The following is a 19583-nucleotide window of genomic DNA, read 5'->3' as shown; positions in this document are numbered from 1 at the left end:
TCATGTACTTGCACTCAATTTCGAGCGCGAACCGTCCACTTTCGTTCAACCTGCCCTCCGCCCGGAACAGCAAATTCGTAGATCTGCCGCCCGTCCTTCACCCGCACTTTCGCACCACGAACAACCGTCCACTCGCCCGCCCCGCCCAGGTCGAGCCGCACTTTCACAGCATCGCGATTGGCATTGGTGAACACGGCAAGCATCTGACTGGTCTCGCCTTTATTGTCGGCCTTCGATTTGCTGACTGCACATTGCATCCGAATCTGGCCGCTCTCTCCAAGAGAGAAAGCGACTTCCTCCCCCTTCGCATAGTCGCGCAAGCTGTCTTCCCCGAGAAGCAGAGTGCCCTCCCCCGTAGGTTCGAACACGGTAATCCCGCCCATCGGCATCGGCACGCCAAGTCCGTTCTTCTCTTCGTTGTCTGCTTCAACCCGCATTTCCAGCTGCACAGAATCGCCAGTGGTATCGTCGGGCGTGCAATCCCCGTGATAGATCACATCGGCTTTCACCGAATCCCGCTGCAGGAAAGCAATCTGTTTCATACCCTTGGCGGAAACAGTCACCGGTTCGGGCACACGATAAAGTTTTAGATCGCCCAGCTCTTCCTGTTGAGCGACCATCGCCGCACCGGAAGCCAGCTCGGCCTTGGCCCGGCGCATACCTGTCACCATGATCGTGTCCGCTGCCATTGCCATCGGCGCTGGCGGTGGTGGAGGGGGCGGCGGTGGAGCAAGGTAATCTACAGGCGTCCCTTCCGCGGTGCTGCCGAGTGGATAGCACATGAGCTGGAGAGGCTTACCCCGCGGCGGATCGGCTAGCCGGCGATAATCGCTCTTCACACTGAGCGTACCGGCTACCGCCATCAACTCGGCATCGGGGAAAGACTGGCCATTGTCATTGAGCAAAGTGAGCCAACTGGTCAGCGCCAGCGTGGCTTTCCCTCCCGCCGCATTGTCGCGCAACGTGGCAACATAGTGCGCCTGCCAGTCGAAACCCCAAGCAAGATAGGTCAGCGTAACGGTATATGTTCCACCCTGCGGCGAGTGCGTATCGATGCTGAACACCGGATTGGGCGAAAGACCCGTGGGCACTTTATCGAACGTCAGCTTCTCCGGCAGGCCGGAACAGCGCACCGCTTCGTATCCAGTGGCGGTTTGCAGCACCAGTCCGCCATCGGCACGGGTGCGGACCACCGCATCCTGCGATACTTCCTTGCCCGTGGCGGGATTGGTGCGGGTGATCGTCACCCGGTTGCCCAGCGAACCATCCACCAGCGCGGCGGGGCTAAGCAGGTCTGCGTTGCGGTTTTTCTCTATCGTCCCGCCGGGCAGGCCGGTGACGATGGCGCTGACAGCAACCATCCCTTCGGCCACGCCATCGAAGCGCACCGTCGATTCGCCCGCTGGAAGAGTAACGGTGCGCGTCTCGCTCACCATCGCAAAGCCCCGCGGCCAGTTGCGGTTCATCGCCTGATCCGCCCCGCGCTGCGGATCGCGATAGACAGTCACCGCCAGATGCTGCGGCGAAGAAGCTTCCACCGCCGGGCGCGCGGGTTGCGCCACGGCTGGCGATGCCGCCAACGCCAGCGCCAGTGCCGAAGGTATCAGGAAGCGCATAGCCGCCCGCCCGCTTAGTATCGCGCCTCATACGTCACGCGCACCACGCGTTTGCCATTGGCGGGCACCGTTACATGATATGTGCGGCGGTCGGCGTTGACCTGTTCGCCCGCGACATCTTCGCTCACCACGCGATAGTCGCGGCTCCACCACCCGCGATCCAGCCCCGCCTGCGTCAGATCGACATCGACCGGCACCGATTTGGCGTTGGTGAAGGTGTAGCGCATGGTCGTGCGCCAGTAATCGACTGCCCGTTGGCTTTCGACCTCCGTCACAATCTGCCCATCCTTGATCACGCGATAGCGGCTGGACTTTTCCCATTCGGCGGCGGGAATTTTCTCGCGCTTCTCCACTTCGGCCTGCACCAGCACGTCGAACGCATCGCCGGTCTTCAGCGTCAGGTCGCTGCCCATCGGCGTGTGGCCAATCGTGTTTTCACCGATGAATTGCGGCGTCCCCTGCCGGTCGCGCTGGTAAAACCGCACCGTCCCGGCGGGCAGAGCGTCGCCCAGCCCCTGATCGCGAGATGACGAGAACGCGATAGCGCTATCGACGTTTACTGCGGAATCCTCGTTACTCAGCCAACCGATTGTGCGGGCATATACCTTGCGCGCAGCAACACCCTGCACATCGAGGAAGCTGACCTGTTTGGTCTGGGCATTGGCAATCGTGGTGCGCGCCGGCAGCGGATAGAGATAGAAATCGCCAAGCTGTTCGCGGTCGGCGGTTTCGGTGCCGGGGCTCATGCGAGTGGTTGCGGTGCGCACGGGGCGCCGCTGATAGGATGGTTGTCCCGAACCCGGCGAACCGGCAACCAGCACGGTATCTGCATTGTGGAACGTGGTCCCGGTCTGGTTGGTCAGCGTGACCCAACCCTGCATATCGATAGTGCCTTTGCCTTCGTCATACAGCGCGACGTAGTCCGCCGACCAGCCAAGGCCGCCAGTGAGATAGCGGATCGATGCCGGACGACGTCCACTGCGATTGCTGTCCACTGTAACCGAGAGGGTCGGGCGTGCGCGCAAGTTTGGTGGCACCCGGTCGAACACGGCGCGTACAGGCAGGCCATCGTCACGCAGTACCTCGATCCGGTCCCCGATCTGCACCACCACGCCGCCCGCCGTGCTCAGCACTTTGGCCCGCTCGCGGGTTTCAGCGCCAGTCGCCGGATTGGTACGGATCAGGGTAATGGTCTGCCCGATAGCCTTTTCCATCATCTTGCCAGGGGTGAGCAGGTCGAAATCGAAGTTCTGTTCAATAATCCCCGCGCCGTCAGCTGCGAAGCTGAGCGTTTCCGGGCGAATACGGGCGGAAACGTCGGGAAATTCGATCCGGCTGCGCCCTCTGGCGATTTCGAGCTGGCGCACATCCTGCACCAGCGCCTGATCGTTGTTATAAATCGTCACCGCCAGATCGCCTTGCGCGCTGGGGGCATCGGGCGTGTCCTGCGCCAGCGCGGCCGTAGCCAGCGCGCCGAACGCTGGGGCCGCAAGAATAGTGGAATAGCGCATGAGTCTTCCCCCAAGACTGGTGAATGAGCGACATCGTTGCCGCAGCGACATTGCGGCACGGTGAATGTCGAGGTCAACCCGCTTCGGGAATGGCGGCCAGTTTGGAAAACGACCGCAAAGCGCGCCTCACTTCGCCGCGTATTTCGCCAGCAGGCCTGCCACAGTGTCCGAAATCTGCTGCACACTGAATGGTTTGGGCATGAAATGCATCGCTTCGATATCGATTTCGCTGCGAAGCTGCTCTTCGGCATAGCCTGACATGAACAGGATCGGCAGCCGGGGTTTCACCTTGCGGACCTGCCGTGCCATCGCCGGACCATCCATTCCCGGCATGACCACGTCGGACACGATCAGATCGAATTCGCCTCCGTTGGCGACAGCGGCCAGCCCTTCTTCGCCATCGGCGCAAGGGGTGACTGTGTAGCCCGCCCGCGACAACGCGCGTTCGGCCACGGCGCGGACCATGTCTTCATCCTCGACCAGCAGGATACGCCCCCCGCCCGACCAGTTCGCCGCCGGTTCGGCCGGTTTCGATTTCTCGGTCGCGGGTGCTTCGCCCCGGTGGACCGGGAAATAGATGCTGAACCGCGCGCCTTCGGGATGGCCGATCGCCGGAAAATTATCGGCAAAAATGAAACCACCCGATTGCTTCACAATGCCATAGACAGTGGACAGGCCCAGCCCGGTGCCCTTGCCCAGCTCCTTAGTCGTGAAGAACGGTTCGAATATCTTGGTGAGGTTTTCGGGCGGAATGCCGCCGCCGGTATCCTGCACCACCAGTACGGTATAGTCGGCCTCCGGCAATATCTCGCTGGCTACCTTGCGGACATCCTGCGCGGTGACACGGCGAGTGGAAATCGACACTTTGCCGCTGTCACCATGCGCCAGCATCGCATCGCGCGCATTGACCACGAGGTTGACGATCACCTGCTCCAGCTGCTGCGGGTCGGCGCGCACCGGGCCAAGATCGCGGTCGTGATGAACCGACAGCTCGATCTTTTCGCCCAGCAACCGCTTCAGCAACATGCCCACTTCGCTGATGACATCGGGCAGTTGCAGAACTTCGGGCCGCAAAGTCTGCTGGCGGCTGAATGCCAGCAATTGCCGGGTCAGCGCAGCCGCACGGTTGGAGTTGGCGCGGATCTGCTGGATATCGTCATAGTCGCTGTCACCGGGCGTATGGCGCAGCAGCATCAGGTCGCAAGTGCCGATAACAGCGGTCAGCACGTTGTTGAAATCGTGCGCGACCCCGCCCGCGAGCTGACCAACGGCCTGCATCTTGGTAGCCTGCGCCACTTGTCGTTTGAGCCGGTTTTCCTCCGTCGAATCGACCAGGCTGAGCAGAACCGCCACTTCGCCCAGCCCGCGTACACCGGCAATGCCGAGCGACACCGGATCGTCGGGCATATCGCGCAGGCGGATCGCCATATCGCCGCTGGTCGCAGGCCCTTTGCCAAAACGGCGGACGGCATCCGACAGCGCCGTCTTGTCTTCGCGCACGACAAGGTCGGAAGGGTATTGCGGCAAGCTGCCTTCCTCGATCCCACCTGCCCGGCGAAATGCGCGGTTGGCGAACAGAAAGCGTCCATCGCGGTCTGTCACCGCCAGCCCCAGCGGCAATGCGCCAAGCAGCGATTCGAGCTGCGGGGTCGCCTGCTGCGCGCTGGCATCGCCGCTTCCCATGCCCACTGTACTGTCGATCAGCAGCATCAGCGACGCGCACTCGTCCGGCCCCGGAGCGCGGGCCGATTGCGGATCACCCAGCGGCACATGGATCAGCGTCTGCGGATTACCCCGCCGCCCTTCGCGCGCGAAGAAAATGTGGTCCTGATCGTCGGTTCGCAGCAGACGCGCGAAATCCTGCCCGGCCAGCGTTGCGGTGGCATCGCCGGTCGCCCGCTCCGCAAAGCCGGGGGCACAGGCGCTGACCGTGCCATCGGTCGCGACCAGCGCGGCTTCGATTCCGGCGCGCGACAGCAAGCGGCCAAGTTGCCCGGTAATCCGCGCGGCCATCTCGCCGGTCGGATCTTCTTCGGTGATCGCCACAAAGCGCCAGACGAGGTAATCCTCCCCCCGCCCGGCCCGTTCGGCCCAAATATTCCACGCGTGGCTGCCGTCATCCGACACGATACCGCGCGCCGTGCTCTTCCCGTCGCGCCATGCCTCGCGCGCGGTACGGGTGAGCGCCTCCAGACCTTTGCGATCGAGCGGCAACCCCGGCGGTGCACTCTGATTGCCGAACCAGCTTTCATATGTCGCGTTGGCGCAGACCAATCGGTTGGCCCGGTCGGCAATCGCAACAGCCGCTCCGTCGCGCTCCAGCGCAGCCACTGTCACCGACCAGTCGGGCGGCTCCAACTCGCTTCTTTCCGCAGAGGGGCGCATCCGATCCAGCACGATCGCCACCCCAAGCAAAGCCGCAACTCCGCCAAAGAACGCGAGAGCAACAACGCCCTGCCCCGTTATCAGCCACAGCAATAGCGCGCTGAGCACCAGAGCACCTGCGATCCCGCCGAGCAGGACCGGCGGACGCATATCCGCGCTTGCGCCTCGCGGCAGAGTAAAGCGTGGCCCGCCGTTCATTTGCCCGCTTTCAGCCTTTCATCCAGCCGCGCTTCCATTTTCCGCAGCCGCGCCTTGCGGCGATTGGCGACGATGAAGCGCCAGACGAAGTTCGTCACGAAATAGCCGACCGATGAGAACACCACCGCCATCACGATAAAACCGACCGCCGCCGCCCCGGCCAGTTCGAAAAACCCGGTGAACCATGCCCACGGCCCACTGGCCATCGTCGATTGCGAAGCGTTAACCGTGACCGCATCGATTTTAAGCATGAAACGCCCGACCTTGGTGGCCAGCACGGCCCAGAACGGGAAAGTCAGCGGGTTGGTTATAAAAGTGACCAACGCCGCCAGCGGCACATTGGCCCGCGTCGGCAAAGCCAGAAACGCCGCCAGAAATATTTGCCCGACTGGCACAATAAAGCCGGCAAAAAGCCCCAGCGCCACCCCACGCGGCACCGATCGGCGGGTGAAGCGCCACAATTCGGGGCTCAGGAAACGATGCGCGATCGGGGCGAGATACTTGTTCTTCGCCATGCCTTCGCGTGTCGGCATGTTCCTGCTGGCCCAGCGGGAGAAGGGATTGGACATTGCTGGTGCAGATACACCTTTTGCAGGTCGGTTAAAGAGGTTGCCCGACGAACCTTTGCAATTGTCGGCTCAATCGCGGCTTCGGAGGAAGGTTCCAGCGGGGATAGGCCGCAATTCCATCTCCCCTTCGGTGTCAGCCACGATCGCGCAACAGACGGGCCTTGTCGCGTTTCCAGTCACGCTCCTTGATCGTCTGTCGTTTGTCCTGCGCCTGCTTGCCCTTGGCCAGCGCCAGTTCGACTTTCGCCCGGCCTTTACTGTTGAAATAGATGCTCAGCGGGACCAGCGTCATCCCCTTGCGCTCCACCGCGCCGGTCATCTTAGCGATTTCGCGTTCGTGCAGCAGCAGTTTACGCGGGCGCTTGGGCTCGTGGTTGAAGCGGTTGCCGTGGCTGAATTCGGGCACGTTGGCGTTAACCAGCCATACCTCGCCCCCACGAATTTCGGCATAGCTTTCGGCAATCGTCGCTTCGCCTGCGCGCAGGCTCTTCACTTCGGTGCCGGTCAGCATCAGCCCCGCTTCGAAAGTGTCTTCGATAAAGTAATCGAACCGCGCGCGCCGGTTTTCAGCGACGGTTTTGGTTTTATCGAACGGAGTAGGTTTAGGACGGGCCATGAGGGGAGCGCATCTAGGCGTTCCCCTGCATAATGCCAAGTCACCCCAGTCGCGATGCCGCCGATCAGGCCGCTTCGACCAGCCCCGCATGTACCAGTGCGGCATCGACCGCCGCCCTGGCCGCATCGTTGCATTCCACCATCGGCAGGCGAATATCGGGCAGCAGCCAGCTATGCACCCGGCTGAGGGCGTATTTCACCGGGCCGGGGCTGGCATCTTCGAACATGGCATAATGCAACGGATAGAGCCGGTCGTTCAGCTCGCGCGCCTTCACCAGATCGTTGTCCGCGCAGGCCTGCTGGAATTCGGCACACAGCGCGGGCGCGACATTGGCGGTGACAGAAATACAGCCAACCGAACCAGCGGCATTGGCGGGCAATGCCAGTTCGTCATCCCCCGATAACTGACAGAAATGCTTGCCAATTCCCATCCGATGATCGGTCACCCGCGACAGGTCGCCGCTGGCATCCTTGATACCGATGATTCGTTCGGGATAGCGCTTGGCCAGTTCGCACACCGTTTCCGGCATGATATCGGTCACCGTGCGCCCCGGAACATTGTAAAGAATGATCGGCAAATCGTTGTTTTCCGCCAGATAGCTGAAATGGGCGATAATTCCCTGCTGACTGGGGCGGTTGTAATATGGGGCCACACAAAGCGCTGCGGAAGCCCCCGCCTTCTTGGAAAAGCTCATATGCAGCAACGCGTTCTGCGTGTCGTTGCTGCCGCACCCGGCGATTACCGGCACCCGGCCCGCTGCCTGTTCGACGCAGACTTCGATCACGCGATGATGTTCGGCGTTCGACAGGGTCGATGCCTCGCCCGTGGTGCCGCACGGGACCAGCGCACTGCTGCCGGATTCGATTTGCCAGTCCACGAGTTTGCGAAAAGCCGCCTCGTCGAACGATCCGTCGCGAAAAGGAGTCACAAGGGCGGGTATCGATCCGGAAAACATTGCGGTTGAGCCTTTAGTCTGTTCATATCGGGCGCTGTGCAGGCCGGAAACGGCTGGCACATTCCCACGGGGGGAAATTCATTCAGCGCCTGATAAGGAGCCGTTGGCCATAATGTCCAGCATGGTCGCTATTCGAACGATTGTTTTAAGTTCCGTCGCCACTGTCGCGCTCACCGCGTCGGCACCGTTGGCGGCGCAGGTTACACCGGTGCAGGCCGGGCGTACGCAACTGGTTGCCATGCAACCCACGCAGGCCTCTGCTGCCGTCGCACGTTGGCAGCAGCTGATGAGCAACGACCGGCTCGCATTCGCCGACTATGCCGGGTTCCTGCTCGCCTACCCCGATTACCCGCGCAGTCATATTATCCGCGGGCAAGCTGAAGATGCGCTGGACCGCGATCCTTCCACTCCGGCACAGATCGTGGCGTTTTTCGACCGTTTCCCTCCGCTCAGCAATCCGGCCCGCGCGCGATATGCGCTGGCGCTGGCAGCGGTGAACCGACCCGAAGCGGCGGAGGCGGCACGGCTGGCATGGCGCGGCGGCACGATGAGTTCGCCATCTGAGGCATACCTTGTCGGCATGTTCGGCAGCCGCTTTACGCAGGACGATCAGGATGCGCGGATGGATGCTCTGCTGTGGCAGGGCGATACCACTGCCGCCGCGCGACAGATCGCGCTGGTCAGCCCGGCAAACCGAGCGTTGTTCATGGCGCGCCTATCGCTGGTGCAAGGTGTCGATCCATCAGCAAATGGCCTGCCCGTTCCTGCCGACGCGACGAGCGATGCAGGCTATGTGTATAACCTTGCACGCTTCTACCGAAAGACGAGCCAGGGATATGCCGAGCAACAGATGCTCGCCAACCGGCCCGCCTCCACGCGCCCGGCGTTCGACCCGGAAGATATGATCGGCGAAATGCTGATCTCTGCGCGGGGGGCGGATTCACGCACTGCCGCGCAGATCGCCAGCAAGACCGACGATCTGTTCGAACCCAACGCCGATATTTCGTCGATGAGCTATCGCCTGCGCGATGACTACACCTCGCTGATGTGGCTTGGCGGGACAAAAGCGCTGTGGTCGCTGGGCGACGGGCGCCTGGCCGCGCCGATGTTCTATCGCTATGGCAATTCGGCGCGCACCCCGCAGACCCGGTCCAAGGGGTTCTTCTGGGCGGGTAATGCGCTGGCCAAGGCAGGCGACAGGGCCGGGGCGGAACGTTATTTCGAAATGGCGGCCGAATATCCGGAATATTTCTATGGCCAGCTGGCTCTGGGCCATCTGAATCGCCCGCTGCCCGATTTTGCAGCGAACACTCCGCCACCGGTCACCCCCGCACAGCGCGCCGTTTTCGCGCAGGAACCGCTGGCGCAGGCGATCGCCCATACCGCCCGCAATGGCATCGACTGGCGCACCGAGCGCTATTTCTTCATCGCGATTGCAGAGAAAGCCGAGACGCCGGAGCAGATGGCGCTGGTGGCCGATTTCGCGCAGCAGATCCGCTTGCCCGAACTGTCGGTCGTGGTCGGTCGCGTCGCACCGGAAAAAGGGCTGACTCAGTTCACCGGCGCCGGGTTCCCCACCGTATCCAACCCGCCGGGCACCGACTTCACGATGGTGCACGCCATCGCCCGGCAGGAAAGCGAATTCGATGAAACCCGCACCAGCCACGCGGGCGCGCGTGGGCTGATGCAGTTGATGCCGGGCACCGCGCGCGAACAGGCGGGTAAGCTGGGCATGGCCTATATGAGCGCCAACCTCACCGGCGATCCGCAATACAACATCCAGCTGGGCGATGGCTATTTCGCCCGGATGATGGACTATTACGGCGGCAGCTATCCACTGGCAGTCGCTGCCTACAACGCCGGTCCGGGCAATGTGAACAAATGGCTGCGGGCCAATGGCGATCCGCGCAACGGCAATATCGACTGGCTGCAATGGATCGAAAGTATCCCGATTTTCGAAACCAAGAACTATGTCCAGCGCGTGCTGGAAAACGCCGTGGTGTACGAAGCGATGCATCCTGATCGGATCCGCTATGGCCAGCCCAAGTCGATCTATCGCTTCATCGGCGCCCGTCGTCCCTGATCGGGCACGAGGGGGCAACACGATATGGCGGGGCAGCAGCGACCAACCAATCCGATCAGTCCGGCGGGCTATGCCGCGATGAAGGCGCGGTACGACCACCTGCTGGGCACCGAACGTCCGCAGATCGTGGAGATCGTCAGCTGGGCGGCGGGCAACGGTGATCGTTCGGAAAACGGCGACTATATCTATGGCCGCAAGCGGATGCGCGAAATCGACCGCGAGCTGGCTCACCTCGCCCGGCGGATGAAATCGGCCCGCGTGATCGATCCCGCTCAGCAACCGGATCAGAGCCGGGTGTTCTTCGGTGCAACGGTCGAGATCGCTGACGAAGACGATGCGCGAATGGAACTGACGCTGGTCGGAGATGACGAGCAGGATGCCGGCGCGGGGCGGATCGGCTGGTCCAGCCCGCTGGCACGCGCTCTTCGGGGTGCGGCGATTGGCGATCTGCGGACCGTGCGCCTGCCCGGCGGGGTGAAGGAATGGGAAGTCGTGGCGATCCGCTATGCATAAGGTCGCCACCTCCATCCTCGCTATCGCAGCCACCGTTGCACTGGCCAGCCCGCTGGCGGCGCGCGACAGTCTGGGGATGTTCGGCGGCTGGGGCGCGTTCCGCGATCCCGCCGCTCCGCGTTGCTATGCCATTGCGAAGGCCCGCGACAGTACCAGCCAGCGCGATTACCAGCCTTATGCGACAGTCGCCACCTGGCCCAAACGCGGTATTCGCGGACAGGTCCACTTTCGCCTGTCGCGCAAGCTGGCCGCCGAACCGCAACTGGCGCTGCGCGTTGGCAGCAAACGCTTCGCCCTGACCGGCGGCGGCGCGGCGGCTTGGGCGACGGATAAAGCAGGCGATGCCGCTATCGTGGCTGCCATGCGATCCGCCACCACGATGACGATAGCCGCCCGCGATGCCCGCGGCCGCCGCTTCGCCAACACCTATGATCTCGATGGCGCGGCCACCGCGATGGATTCCGCCACAGTCGGTTGCGCCAAGCTCGGTCGATAGACCAGCTCGGCAGCCATCCTCATTATGCTCCGTTCACTAAAAAGGGCGGAGCCTTTCGGCCCCGCCCTGAGTTGTTTCGCTGTACTAAAGCTTAGAAGCGATAGCCCATCGTTGCCATGACCTGATGACGGTCGGTATCGATGTCGAAACGGCTGGAATCCGGCGTATCGCCATTGAAGTCCAGTTCGCCCTTGCTGTAGTTCGAGTAACGGTATTCCGCACCGATATAGGCGTTCGGGCTCAGCGCGTATTCAACACCCGCACCCAGACGATAGCCGTCGGTGTCGAGACGCTGGTTCAGGCTGGTCGTGCCATCAGTCCCTTCGATACCGAAGCGGGCGTTGGTGTAGCCACCCTTCACGTAGATCATAGTGTTGGGCGACGTGACGTAGCCGAGACGCGCACCGACGTAGATGTCGCGGTCCGCGCTCACACGGCCCAGATTGAAGGTGTTGGGAACGCCGTTGTTGTTGTCCCACTTGGCCGAGCTGTCACCGATCGATGCTTCGGCACCCAGACGCAGATCGCCGCCAACATCGGCATCGTAGCCGACAACAGCGCCATAGGCGACACCGTCGATCGACTGCTTGAGATCGCGGGTGTCGTCGACATCTTCGGTGCTGCCCGAGCGGACGTGGTCGTAACCCACCTCGCCACCGACCCGCAGGCCGGTGAACGGCGCGGCGTCCTGCGCCAAAGCCGGGGTGGCAACTGCCACCAGCGATCCGGTGGCGACGATAGCAAGAATCTTACGCATAAATACTCCATTCTCTTCATCCGGGCCGAGCGAGATGCCCTGCACCCTGGACCTGCCTAACGGAGCAGATTGCGGTCTGGTTTCATGAACCTAATACAACAAGATTTTTGTTGTTTTTCAGCAACATTGACCTCGACGAACCGACGAAATCGAACGACGAATGTCGGGAACCAAGCGCCCAAATCGGTGTTCGCGCGTTGCGCGTGCGTAACAGATAATGTCAAAATACCGATATATTCGTACCAGTTAGCGGGAAGCTTTGCGTTGCCGCTCACCCGGCCCTATATCCGCCACGCAATGTCCCACACTCCGCTCATGACCATTCCCGGGCAATCCGATCCGGTTCCCGTTGCCCGCGACATTACTCCGCGGGCCGATGGCCGTATCGACCTGATCGGTTTGCCCAAGAAACGCATCGCGGAACTGTTCGCAGATGCCGGACTGGATTCGAAGCAGGCGAAGCTGCGTGCCAAGCAGGTGTTCCACTGGCTCTACCACCGCGGTGTGACCGATTTTGCCGCGATGACCGATATCGCCAAAACGATGCGCCCCTGGCTGGCCGAACGGTTCGTGATCGGGCGGCCCGAAGTGGTGGAGGCGCAGCATTCGACCGATGGCACCCGCAAATGGTTGCTGCAAACCGCCGACGGGCACGAATTCGAAATGGTCTTCATCCCCGATGCGGATCGCGGCACGTTGTGCGTGTCGAGCCAGGTGGGCTGCACGCTCAACTGCCGGTTCTGCCACACCGGCACGATGAAACTGGTCCGCAACCTGACACCGGGCGAAATCGTGGGGCAAGTCATGCTCGCCCGCGATGCACTGGGTGAATGGCCCAAGGGGGCGATGGATTTCGCGGAGGAAGAGAGCGAGGCCGAATACCGCGCCGACGGTCGCCTGCTCACCAACATCGTGATGATGGGCATGGGCGAGCCGCTGTATAATTTCGACAATGTGCGCGACGCGCTGCGGCTGGTGATGGATGGCGAAGGGCTGGCGCTGTCGAAACGGCGCATCACGCTGTCGACCAGCGGGGTCGTGCCGATGATGGACCGGTGCGGCGAAGAAATCGGCGTCAATCTGGCGGTCAGCCTGCATGCGGTGACCAAGGACATCCGCGACGAAATCGTGCCGATCAACAAGAAATACGGGCTGGAGGAACTGCTTTCCGCCTGCGCCGCCTATCCCGGCGCCAGCAACGCCCGGCGGATCACGTTCGAATATGTCATGCTGAAGGACAAGAACGACAGCGACGACGACGCGCGCGAACTCGTCCGCCTGATCAAGCAGTACAATCTTCCGGCGAAGGTCAACCTGATCCCGTTCAACCCGTGGCCCGGTGCGCCGTATGAATGCTCCACCCCCGAACGGGTGCGGGCGTTTTCCAACATCGTGTTCGAAGCGGGCATCAGCGCCCCCGTCCGCACTCCGCGCGGCCGGGATATTGACGCCGCCTGCGGCCAGCTCAAAACCGCTGCCCAGAAAAAGAGCCGCGCCGAACGCGACCGCGAGGCGGCTGCGGCGGCTGCGGCAACAGCGGAAGAAACCGCCGGGTAATGATCGCCACCCGCGTTGACGCCCTCTGCATCGGGCAGCCGGTGCCGTTTCGCGGGGAAGAACGCAGCGCCATCGGTAAAGCGCCAGTGAGTGGGCCGGTCCATGTCGGGCGCGAAGGGCTGGCGGGTGATGCACAGGCTGATCGGCGCCATCATGGCGGACCGGACATGGCGCTGCACCATTTCCCGCTCGATCATCATGCCTTCTGGCGTGAGGAAATCGGGGATCACCCATTGCTCGATCTGCCCGGCGCTTTCGGCACCAATATCGCCACCCACGGCCTGACCGAAGAGGCGGTCAATCTGGGTGCGCGTTATCGACTGGGCAGCGCGCTGATCGAGGTGTCACGCCCGCGCCAGCCCTGTTGGAAGATCGAACACCGTTTCGGCCATAAGAAAATGCTCAGGCACATCCTCAATACACGGCGGTGTGGCTGGTATTACCGGGTAATCGAAGAAGGCACCGTCCAAGCGGGCGACATGCTGGAGCAGGTCACTCACGGGCGCGAGGAATGGCCGGTGGACCGCGTGTTCGAAGCGATCTGGGGCATCAGCGAGCCGATGGATCGGGCGCAGCTTCATACGCTGACACAGGTGCAGGAACTGGCACCGGCGCTGCGCGATTCCATTCGCCGCAAACTGGAAAACGCCCCTCCCCGTTAGCCGGCATTTTACCGCACGACAAACACAGCTCGTCGGCAAATCATCCAGAAAACAAAACGTTCATGTGACGTTGTGGACCCAATCGGCAGGTTGAGCGTCGATCCGATGAACACCATTCAGGGAAAGGAAGCATCCCATGAAAAAGACCCTTCTCGTTATCGCCGCTGCGGGCCTGACCATTCCTATGGCAACCCCGGCCGTCGCCGATCCGCCGTCGTGGGCCCCCGCGCATGGCTATCGCGAAAAGCAGCGTGACCGCTACGAACGCCGCGAAGCGCGCAAGTACTATCGCACCGACAACGGCATCCGTTACTGGCGCGGGGATGATGGCCGGTATTACTGCAAGAGGTCCAACGGCACGACCGGGCTGATCGTCGGCGCAGCGGTCGGCGCGCTGGCTGGCCGCGCGGTCGATACCCGTGGCGATCGCACCACCGGCACAGTCGTCGGCGCAGCGGTTGGTGCGCTCCTGGGCAAGGAAATCGATAGCGGGAAGGCTCGCTGCCGCTGATTGCAGCTGAGCCCTCTCCATCGGGGGCGCGTCGGGAGTAATCCCGGCGCGCCTTTTTTGTGAAACATTGAACGGCGCGACCCCAATGGCGGAGTGTCCATGATACAAGCTGGCCCGATACAGACCGGATTGGGATTTCCTAACGCACTCCGGTTGTGCTCTATACTGAGCCGCCATGAATAATCCGAACACCCTCCCGCTCACCGCTATCGCACACGGCGTTTTCAGGATGGTTGCGGGGGTGGGTTTTTCTTCTTCAGGACAGTGTAACATGCGGTCCATGTCTTCAGCTTCGGGGCGCGAAGTCTGAACATGCGGACGGTTGTCATCACCGGCGGGGCGAAGCGAATCGGGGCCGAACTGGCTCGGCGGTTCGGGGCCGATGGCTGGCATGTCGTGATTCATTATGGCCAGTCGCGCGATGCGGCGGAGGCATTGGCCGCCAGCCTGCCCTCGGCGGAAACCGTCTCATGCGACCTGCGCGATGGCGATGCCTCGGTGGCGATGGTGGAACAGCTCGCCGCGCGGCTCAACGACTGGCGGGTGCTGGTCAATTCTGCGGCGGTGTTCGATCCCGATGCCGTGCGGCAGCTCGACCCGCAGGTCGCTGAAGAAACGATGCACGTCAACGCGCTGACCCCAGCGCGGATGGCGCAGGCGTTCCTCAGCCATGCACGGGCCAGCGGCGGACGGCGGGTGATCCAGTTCACCGATCAGAAGCTGGCCAATATCAACCCCGACTTCTTCAGCTATACGATGAGCAAAGCCGCCGTTGCCGCCGCCGTCAGGATGCTGGCGATGGGTGCGGGCACTGCGGAAGATCGCATCTATGCCCTCGCCCCCGGCGCGATCCTCGCCAGTCACGACCAGACCGAGGAAGAGATCGAGGTATCGCACCGGCTCAATCTGCTGAAACGCAAGACCGGGGCGGACGAGATCGCTGACGCCTGCCTGTGGCTGGCCGAAGGCTGGCTGGCGAGCGGAGAGACGCTCTACGTCGACAGCGGGCAACACCTGCTGCGCCAGCAGCGCGACGTGATCTACCTCGCCCGCGAAGGGGTGCGGCCCTGATGCCCCCCACTGCCCGCCACACTCGGCGCCACGCAGTATCGACACGGCTGTGGCACTGGCTCAACGTGGTCTGCGTGGTGATCCTGTTTATGAGCGGGCTGAACATCTCCAATGCCCACCCCCGCCTCTATTGGGGGCAAGCCGGGTTCACCGCGCGCGAGGCGTGGCTGCACTTGCCGACATTCCCCGGCTGGGCGACGATCCCCGGCTACTACAGCTTGTCGGGCGCGCGGGACTGGCACCTGCTGATGGCATGGCCGTTCGCCTTCGGTCTGCTGGCGATGTGGGTCGCCATGCTGACCAACCGCCACTTCGTGCGCGATATCGCCACCCGGCTGAGCGACTGGCGCTGGAGCGCGATTCGCGCCGATATCGTCGCCCACCTGCGGTTCGACTTCGACCACGGCGAAGGCAAGTACAACTTCCTGCAAAAGCTGGCCTATGGCGTGGTGCTGGGCATCCTGCTGCCGGGCATGATCCTGACCGGGCTGGCTATCAGTCCGGGGATCGAACCGAGCTTCGGATGGTTCGCCCAGCTTGTCGGCGGGCGGCAGTCGGCGCGATCGGTCCACTTCCTGTTCGCGTGGGGCATCGTGCTGTTCGCGGTGGTCCACATCGCACTGGTGATCGCCTCCGGTCCGATCCGGCAATTGCGCGACATGGTAACCGGGGGGCGCGCATTGTGAAACGGCGCAGCGTCATCGCCGGACTGGGGGCATTGTTCGCCACCGGCTGTTCGAAAGTGGCCGATAGTTCAGCGGGGCAGGCGCTGTTCAAGGTGTCGAACGAGTGGCACCGCAAGGCGCAGCGCGCGCTGACGGGCCGCAAGGCAATGGCGCCGGAATTCAGCCGCGCACAGATTTCCCCCTATTTCCGGGGCAACGGCTCGCTCACAGTGGGTACGCCCGGCTATGCCGCCGCGCTGGAAAGCGGGTTTGCCGACTGGCGGCTGCTGGTCACCGGGCTGGTCGAACATCCGCTCAGCCTCAGCATGGACAACATCCGCCGCCTGCCGCAACGCACCCAGATCACCCGCCACGATTGCGTCGAAGGGTGGAGCGCGATTGGCGAATGGACAGGACCGCAGCTCTCGATGCTGCTGGAGGCAGCGAAACTGAAGCCGGAGGCGCGGTTCATCGTGTTCCATTGTGCCGACCGTTTGCGGGGGCAGCCTTACTACGAAAGCATCGATCTCGACGATGCGTTTCACCCACAAACGATCGTCGCCCACGCCCTGAACGGTGCGCCCCTGCCCGAACGCAACGGCGCCCCGCTGCGGATGCGAATCGAACGACAATTGGGATACAAGCACGCCAAATACCTGACCCTGATCGAAGCGGTCGCATCGCTTGAGCAAATCCGTGGTGGACAAGGCGGATACTGGGAAGATGTCGCGGGTTATCAGTGGTACGCCGGGGCATGATCCCCTACCCGGCCGCAAAGCACATAAACGGAAGACGGTGTTGCAATGAGTTTGAGTGAACGGATTTTCGACCGCGTGATCGGCAACGCGGTACGCCTCGGCGTGTTCGAGGTGGTCCATGCCGATGGCACAGTGGCGCGTTTCGGCACGCCAACGGCGGGCTTCCCCGACATCCGTGTGCGATTTGCCGATGACAAAGTCGCGCGTGACATCCTGCGCGATCCCGGCCTTGGTGCGGGCGAAACTTTCATGGATGGTCGCCTGATTATCGAACAGGGCGACATCATGGGCCTGATTACCCTGCTCAGCGCCAATTCCCCGTGGGATCATGGCCGCGCCATCGCCCCTCCCGGCGTGAAGCACCGCGTGGCCAATACGCTGGGCGCAGCTTACGAAGCGGTCAACCGGCAGGCCAGCGCGCGGCGCAACATCAGCCACCATTACGACATCGGCAACGATCTCTACCGCCTGATGCTGGATACCGAATACATGCAGTATTCGTGCGGCTACTGGCCCAGCACCGACATCACGCTGGAGCAGGCACAAGTGGCGAAGCTGGCGCATATCGCAGCCAAGCTGAAGCTGGAGCCAGGCAACCACGTGCTCGATATCGGATGTGGCTGGGGCGGAATGGCGATCTTCCTGGCGCAACATGCCGATGTGACAGTGACCGGCATCACGCTCAGCAAGGAACAGCTCGCCCTCGCCCGCGAAAATGCAGAGAAAGCGGGCGTGTCCGACCGGGTCAGTTTCGAACTGATCGATTATCGCGACATGGCAGCGCGCGGCGACCGGTTCGATCGGATCGTGTCCGTCGGCATGTTCGAACACGTCGGCGTGCCGCAGTTCGAAACCTTCTTCCGCGCCTGTGCCACGCTGCTCAAGGTAGAGGGCGTCATGCTGCTGCACACCATCGGGCGGCTCGGCGGGCCGGGCAAGACCGATGCGTTTACCCGCAAGTACATCTTCCCCGGCGGCTATATCCCCGCGCTGAGCGAAACGCTGGAGCGAAGCGAGAAAGTCCGCCTGATCGCCAGCGATATCGAAACCCTGCGCCTGCATTATGCGTGGACGCTGCGCGCATGGTACGATCGCTGCGTTGCCAATCGCGAGACGATAGAGGCCGCCTATGGCGCGCCCTTTTTCCGCATGTGGACATTCTATCTTGCCGGAGCGACGGCGGCGTTCGAAAGCGGCGGCATGTGCAATTACCAGATCCAGTACATCCGCGATCGCCACGCCCTGCCCGTCACCCGTGACTATCTCAGCGGCGAAGAGGCGCGGCTGCTAGCGAAGTGAGCGTCAGCACCGGTGGCCAGCCCGCCGCGCTGACCCGCCGGTCGATCTTCGCGCAGGCCTGGCCGATCATTCTGGGCCAGGCATCGATTCCGCTGGTCGGGATTGTCGATACGTTCGTGATCGGGCGTACCGGCGATGCCGTCGCGCTGGCCGGGGTGGCGCTCGGTTCGGTAATCGTCACGTTCGTGTTCTGGGCTTTCGGGTTCCTGCGCATGGGAATGACCGGCCTCACCGCGCAGGCACACGGCACCGGCGATACACAGGAAACCAACGCTCTGCTGGTGCGCGGGCTGGCGATGGGGGCGGCGATCGGGCTGGCTCTGTTCGCATTGCAATGGCCGCTCACCACCGGGGCATTTGCCCTGCTCGCTGGTGGGGAGGAACTGACCGGGGCGGCCCATGGCTATGTCTCGGTGCGGTTCTTCGGCGCCCCGGCGGCGCTGGGTTTCTACGCTTTGCTGGGCTGGCTGTTCGGTCTGGGCCGCACCCGTGCGGCGCTGGCGCTGCAACTGGTGATGAACGTCGCCAACGTCGCACTCGATATCGGGTTCGTGTGGGGTCTTGGCTGGGGCGCGCGCGGCGTCGCGGCGGGCACGGCGATGGCCGAATGGATCGCGCTGGTCAGCGGGATTGCCATCGCCGTGCGAGTGGGCGGCTGGCCTGCATTCCTCCGCCTGCGCCAGTATTCGCACCTGTTTGCCCGTGCAGAGTTGCGTCGCCTGATCAGCGTGAATCTGGATATCATGATCCGTACGCTGGCGCTGCTGTTCCTGTTTGCATGGTTTGCCAACGGCGGTGCGCGGCTGGGCACGGTGCAACTGGCCGCCAATGCCGTGCTCAACCAGTTTGTAGCGGTGAGCGCCTATGTGCTCGACGCATTTGCCTTCACGGCGGAGGCGCGGGTCGGGGCCGCCGTTGGCAAGGGCCGCCGCGACGAAGTGATGCGCGCTATCCGTCTGACAGGCGAATTCTCGCTTGGCGCAGGCGTGTTGCTGGCCGCCGCTATCCTGTTTGCGGGCGGCATGGTTATCGATGGCATGACCCCCAACGGCGCAGTGCGCGCCGCCGCCTACCCTTATCTGCCCTATGTCGCGTTGATCCCGTTGCTGGGGATGCCCGCATGGCTGCTGGATGGGGTCTATGTCGGGGCCACGTGGTCGCGCCCATTCCGCAATGCCGCCCTTGTGACGGTGGCAATGTACATCGCGACCGACCTCGCCCTGCGCCCATATGCAGCCCACGGGCTGTGGCTGGCGATGCTGCTCAGCTACTTATATCGTGCGGCAACATTGGGGGCATTGCTGCCTGCACGCCTGCGAACCATTGCGCCACGGGCGTCTGCCGCCTAGTGGCCCTCCGCG

Annotated in this window: 18 protein-coding genes; 11 read left to right on the top strand and 7 right to left on the bottom strand. The window is 62.9% G+C overall.

The features are described from left to right. Window positions 1-14: 14 nt before the first annotated feature. The 6 genes from D6858_RS15635 to dapA form a co-directional block, all read right to left on the bottom strand. Complete coding sequence (locus D6858_RS15635; protein WP_133305275.1) at window positions 15-1616, bottom strand: DUF4139 domain-containing protein; 1602 nt, start codon at window positions 1614-1616, stop codon at window positions 15-17. A gap of 14 nt (window positions 1617-1630) precedes the next feature. Then, window positions 1631-3127 carry a DUF4139 domain-containing protein gene (locus D6858_RS10270; protein ID WP_120109872.1) on the bottom strand — a complete coding sequence of 499 codons (1497 nt, stop codon included), beginning with the start codon at window positions 3125-3127 and terminating at the stop codon, window positions 1631-1633. A gap of 126 nt (window positions 3128-3253) precedes the next feature. Next, on the bottom strand, window positions 3254-5662 hold the full coding sequence (locus tag D6858_RS10265) for a hybrid sensor histidine kinase/response regulator (RefSeq protein ID WP_120109869.1): 2409 nt from the start codon (window positions 5660-5662) through the stop codon (window positions 3254-3256). Between the two features lie 44 nt (window positions 5663-5706). After that, window positions 5707-6279: a DUF2062 domain-containing protein gene (locus D6858_RS10260; RefSeq protein ID WP_225081608.1), complete on the bottom strand. Its 573-nt coding sequence runs from the start codon at window positions 6277-6279 to the stop codon at window positions 5707-5709. Between the two features lie 133 nt (window positions 6280-6412). Further along, the gene (gene smpB, locus D6858_RS10255) at window positions 6413-6895 is read right to left on the bottom strand and encodes an SsrA-binding protein SmpB (RefSeq protein WP_102154218.1); all 483 of its coding nucleotides are present in this window, start codon (window positions 6893-6895) and stop codon (window positions 6413-6415) included. A gap of 64 nt (window positions 6896-6959) precedes the next feature. Then, entirely contained in the window at window positions 6960-7850 is an 891-nt protein-coding gene (gene dapA, locus D6858_RS10250; protein ID WP_120109864.1) for a 4-hydroxy-tetrahydrodipicolinate synthase, read from the bottom strand. A gap of 112 nt (window positions 7851-7962) precedes the next feature. On the opposite strand from dapA, the gene D6858_RS10245 reads away from it, so the two are divergent. Genes D6858_RS10245 through D6858_RS10235 form a run of 3 tightly spaced genes read left to right on the top strand, consistent with a single transcriptional unit; the run spans window position 7963 to window position 10942 of the window. Further along, window positions 7963-9933, top strand: coding sequence for a lytic transglycosylase domain-containing protein (locus tag D6858_RS10245; protein ID WP_120109861.1), 1971 nt, complete (start codon window positions 7963-7965; stop codon window positions 9931-9933). Window positions 9934-9957: 24 nt separating this feature from the next. Beyond that, window positions 9958-10446, top strand: coding sequence for a GreA/GreB family elongation factor (locus D6858_RS10240; RefSeq protein WP_120109858.1), 489 nt, complete (start codon window positions 9958-9960; stop codon window positions 10444-10446). Further along, window positions 10439-10942: a hypothetical protein gene (locus D6858_RS10235; protein ID WP_120109855.1), complete on the top strand. Its 504-nt coding sequence runs from the start codon at window positions 10439-10441 to the stop codon at window positions 10940-10942. The genes D6858_RS10240 and D6858_RS10235 overlap by 8 nt, the downstream gene beginning before the upstream one ends. Before the next feature lie 91 nt (window positions 10943-11033). On the opposite strand, the gene D6858_RS10230 is transcribed toward D6858_RS10235, so the two are convergent. Continuing rightward, window positions 11034-11699, bottom strand: coding sequence for an outer membrane protein (locus D6858_RS10230; protein ID WP_120110682.1), 666 nt, complete (start codon window positions 11697-11699; stop codon window positions 11034-11036). 297 nt (window positions 11700-11996) lie between these two features. Here D6858_RS10230 and rlmN point away from each other — a divergent pair, with 297 nt between their 5' ends. The 8 genes from rlmN (at window position 11997) to D6858_RS10190 (ending at window position 19571) form a co-directional block, all read left to right on the top strand. Further along, window positions 11997-13256 (top strand): dual-specificity RNA methyltransferase RlmN, encoded by a 1260-nt coding sequence (gene rlmN, locus D6858_RS10225; protein ID WP_120109852.1) that lies wholly within the window; start codon window positions 11997-11999, stop codon window positions 13254-13256. Continuing rightward, complete coding sequence (locus D6858_RS10220) at window positions 13256-13918, top strand: MOSC domain-containing protein (RefSeq protein ID WP_120109850.1); 663 nt, start codon at window positions 13256-13258, stop codon at window positions 13916-13918. The genes rlmN and D6858_RS10220 overlap by 1 nt, the downstream gene beginning before the upstream one ends. A gap of 136 nt (window positions 13919-14054) precedes the next feature. Beyond that, window positions 14055-14429 (top strand): glycine zipper 2TM domain-containing protein, encoded by a 375-nt coding sequence (locus tag D6858_RS10215; protein WP_120109848.1) that lies wholly within the window; start codon window positions 14055-14057, stop codon window positions 14427-14429. Between the two features lie 312 nt (window positions 14430-14741). Further along, entirely contained in the window at window positions 14742-15500 is a 759-nt protein-coding gene (locus D6858_RS10210) for an SDR family oxidoreductase (RefSeq protein WP_120109846.1), read from the top strand. Next, complete coding sequence (locus D6858_RS16130) at window positions 15500-16186, top strand: cytochrome b/b6 domain-containing protein (protein WP_120109844.1); 687 nt, start codon at window positions 15500-15502, stop codon at window positions 16184-16186. The genes D6858_RS10210 and D6858_RS16130 overlap by 1 nt, the downstream gene beginning before the upstream one ends. Beyond that, complete coding sequence (locus D6858_RS10200) at window positions 16183-16923, top strand: molybdopterin-dependent oxidoreductase (protein ID WP_240623811.1); 741 nt, start codon at window positions 16183-16185, stop codon at window positions 16921-16923. Before D6858_RS16130 ends, D6858_RS10200 begins: the two co-directional genes overlap by 4 nt. Before the next feature lie 51 nt (window positions 16924-16974). Then, window positions 16975-18222 (top strand): SAM-dependent methyltransferase, encoded by a 1248-nt coding sequence (locus D6858_RS10195; protein WP_120110679.1) that lies wholly within the window; start codon window positions 16975-16977, stop codon window positions 18220-18222. Next, the gene (locus tag D6858_RS10190; RefSeq protein ID WP_240623810.1) at window positions 18219-19571 is read left to right on the top strand and encodes an MATE family efflux transporter; all 1353 of its coding nucleotides are present in this window, start codon (window positions 18219-18221) and stop codon (window positions 19569-19571) included. Before D6858_RS10195 ends, D6858_RS10190 begins: the two co-directional genes overlap by 4 nt. The last annotated feature ends 12 nt before the right edge of the window (window positions 19572-19583 follow it).

Source organism: Tsuneonella suprasediminis (genome assembly GCF_003605755.1).
GTDB classification, from domain to species: domain Bacteria; phylum Pseudomonadota; class Alphaproteobacteria; order Sphingomonadales; family Sphingomonadaceae; genus Tsuneonella; species Tsuneonella suprasediminis.
The sequence above is the reverse complement of the archived record's forward strand: the minus strand, read 5'-3'. Positions and strand labels throughout refer to the sequence as shown.

Excerpts from the sequence above, each read along its gene's own strand:
- D6858_RS10270 (WP_120109872.1), bottom strand. The coding sequence starts at position 3,127 with ATGCGCTATTCCACTATTCTTGCGGCCCCAGCGTTCGGCGCGCTGGCT.
- D6858_RS10230 (WP_120110682.1), bottom strand. The coding sequence starts at position 11,699 with ATGCGTAAGATTCTTGCTATCGTCGCCACCGGATCGCTGGTGGCAGTT.
- D6858_RS10260 (WP_225081608.1), bottom strand. The coding sequence starts at position 6,279 with ATGTCCAATCCCTTCTCCCGCTGGGCCAGCAGGAACATGCCGACACGC.
- dapA (WP_120109864.1), bottom strand. The coding sequence starts at position 7,850 with ATGTTTTCCGGATCGATACCCGCCCTTGTGACTCCTTTTCGCGACGGA.
- D6858_RS10240 (WP_120109858.1), top strand. The coding sequence starts at position 9,958 with ATGGCGGGGCAGCAGCGACCAACCAATCCGATCAGTCCGGCGGGCTAT.
- D6858_RS10220 (WP_120109850.1), top strand. The coding sequence starts at position 13,256 with ATGATCGCCACCCGCGTTGACGCCCTCTGCATCGGGCAGCCGGTGCCG.
- rlmN (WP_120109852.1), top strand. The coding sequence starts at position 11,997 with ATGTCCCACACTCCGCTCATGACCATTCCCGGGCAATCCGATCCGGTT.
- smpB (WP_102154218.1), bottom strand. The coding sequence starts at position 6,895 with ATGGCCCGTCCTAAACCTACTCCGTTCGATAAAACCAAAACCGTCGCT.
- D6858_RS15635 (WP_133305275.1), bottom strand. The coding sequence starts at position 1,616 with ATGCGCTTCCTGATACCTTCGGCACTGGCGCTGGCGTTGGCGGCATCG.
- D6858_RS10235 (WP_120109855.1), top strand. The coding sequence starts at position 10,439 with ATGCATAAGGTCGCCACCTCCATCCTCGCTATCGCAGCCACCGTTGCA.
- D6858_RS10265 (WP_120109869.1), bottom strand. The coding sequence starts at position 5,662 with ATGCGTCCGCCGGTCCTGCTCGGCGGGATCGCAGGTGCTCTGGTGCTC.
- D6858_RS16130 (WP_120109844.1), top strand. The coding sequence starts at position 15,500 with ATGCCCCCCACTGCCCGCCACACTCGGCGCCACGCAGTATCGACACGG.
- D6858_RS10215 (WP_120109848.1), top strand. The coding sequence starts at position 14,055 with ATGAAAAAGACCCTTCTCGTTATCGCCGCTGCGGGCCTGACCATTCCT.
- D6858_RS10245 (WP_120109861.1), top strand. The coding sequence starts at position 7,963 with ATGTCCAGCATGGTCGCTATTCGAACGATTGTTTTAAGTTCCGTCGCC.
- D6858_RS10210 (WP_120109846.1), top strand. The coding sequence starts at position 14,742 with ATGCGGACGGTTGTCATCACCGGCGGGGCGAAGCGAATCGGGGCCGAA.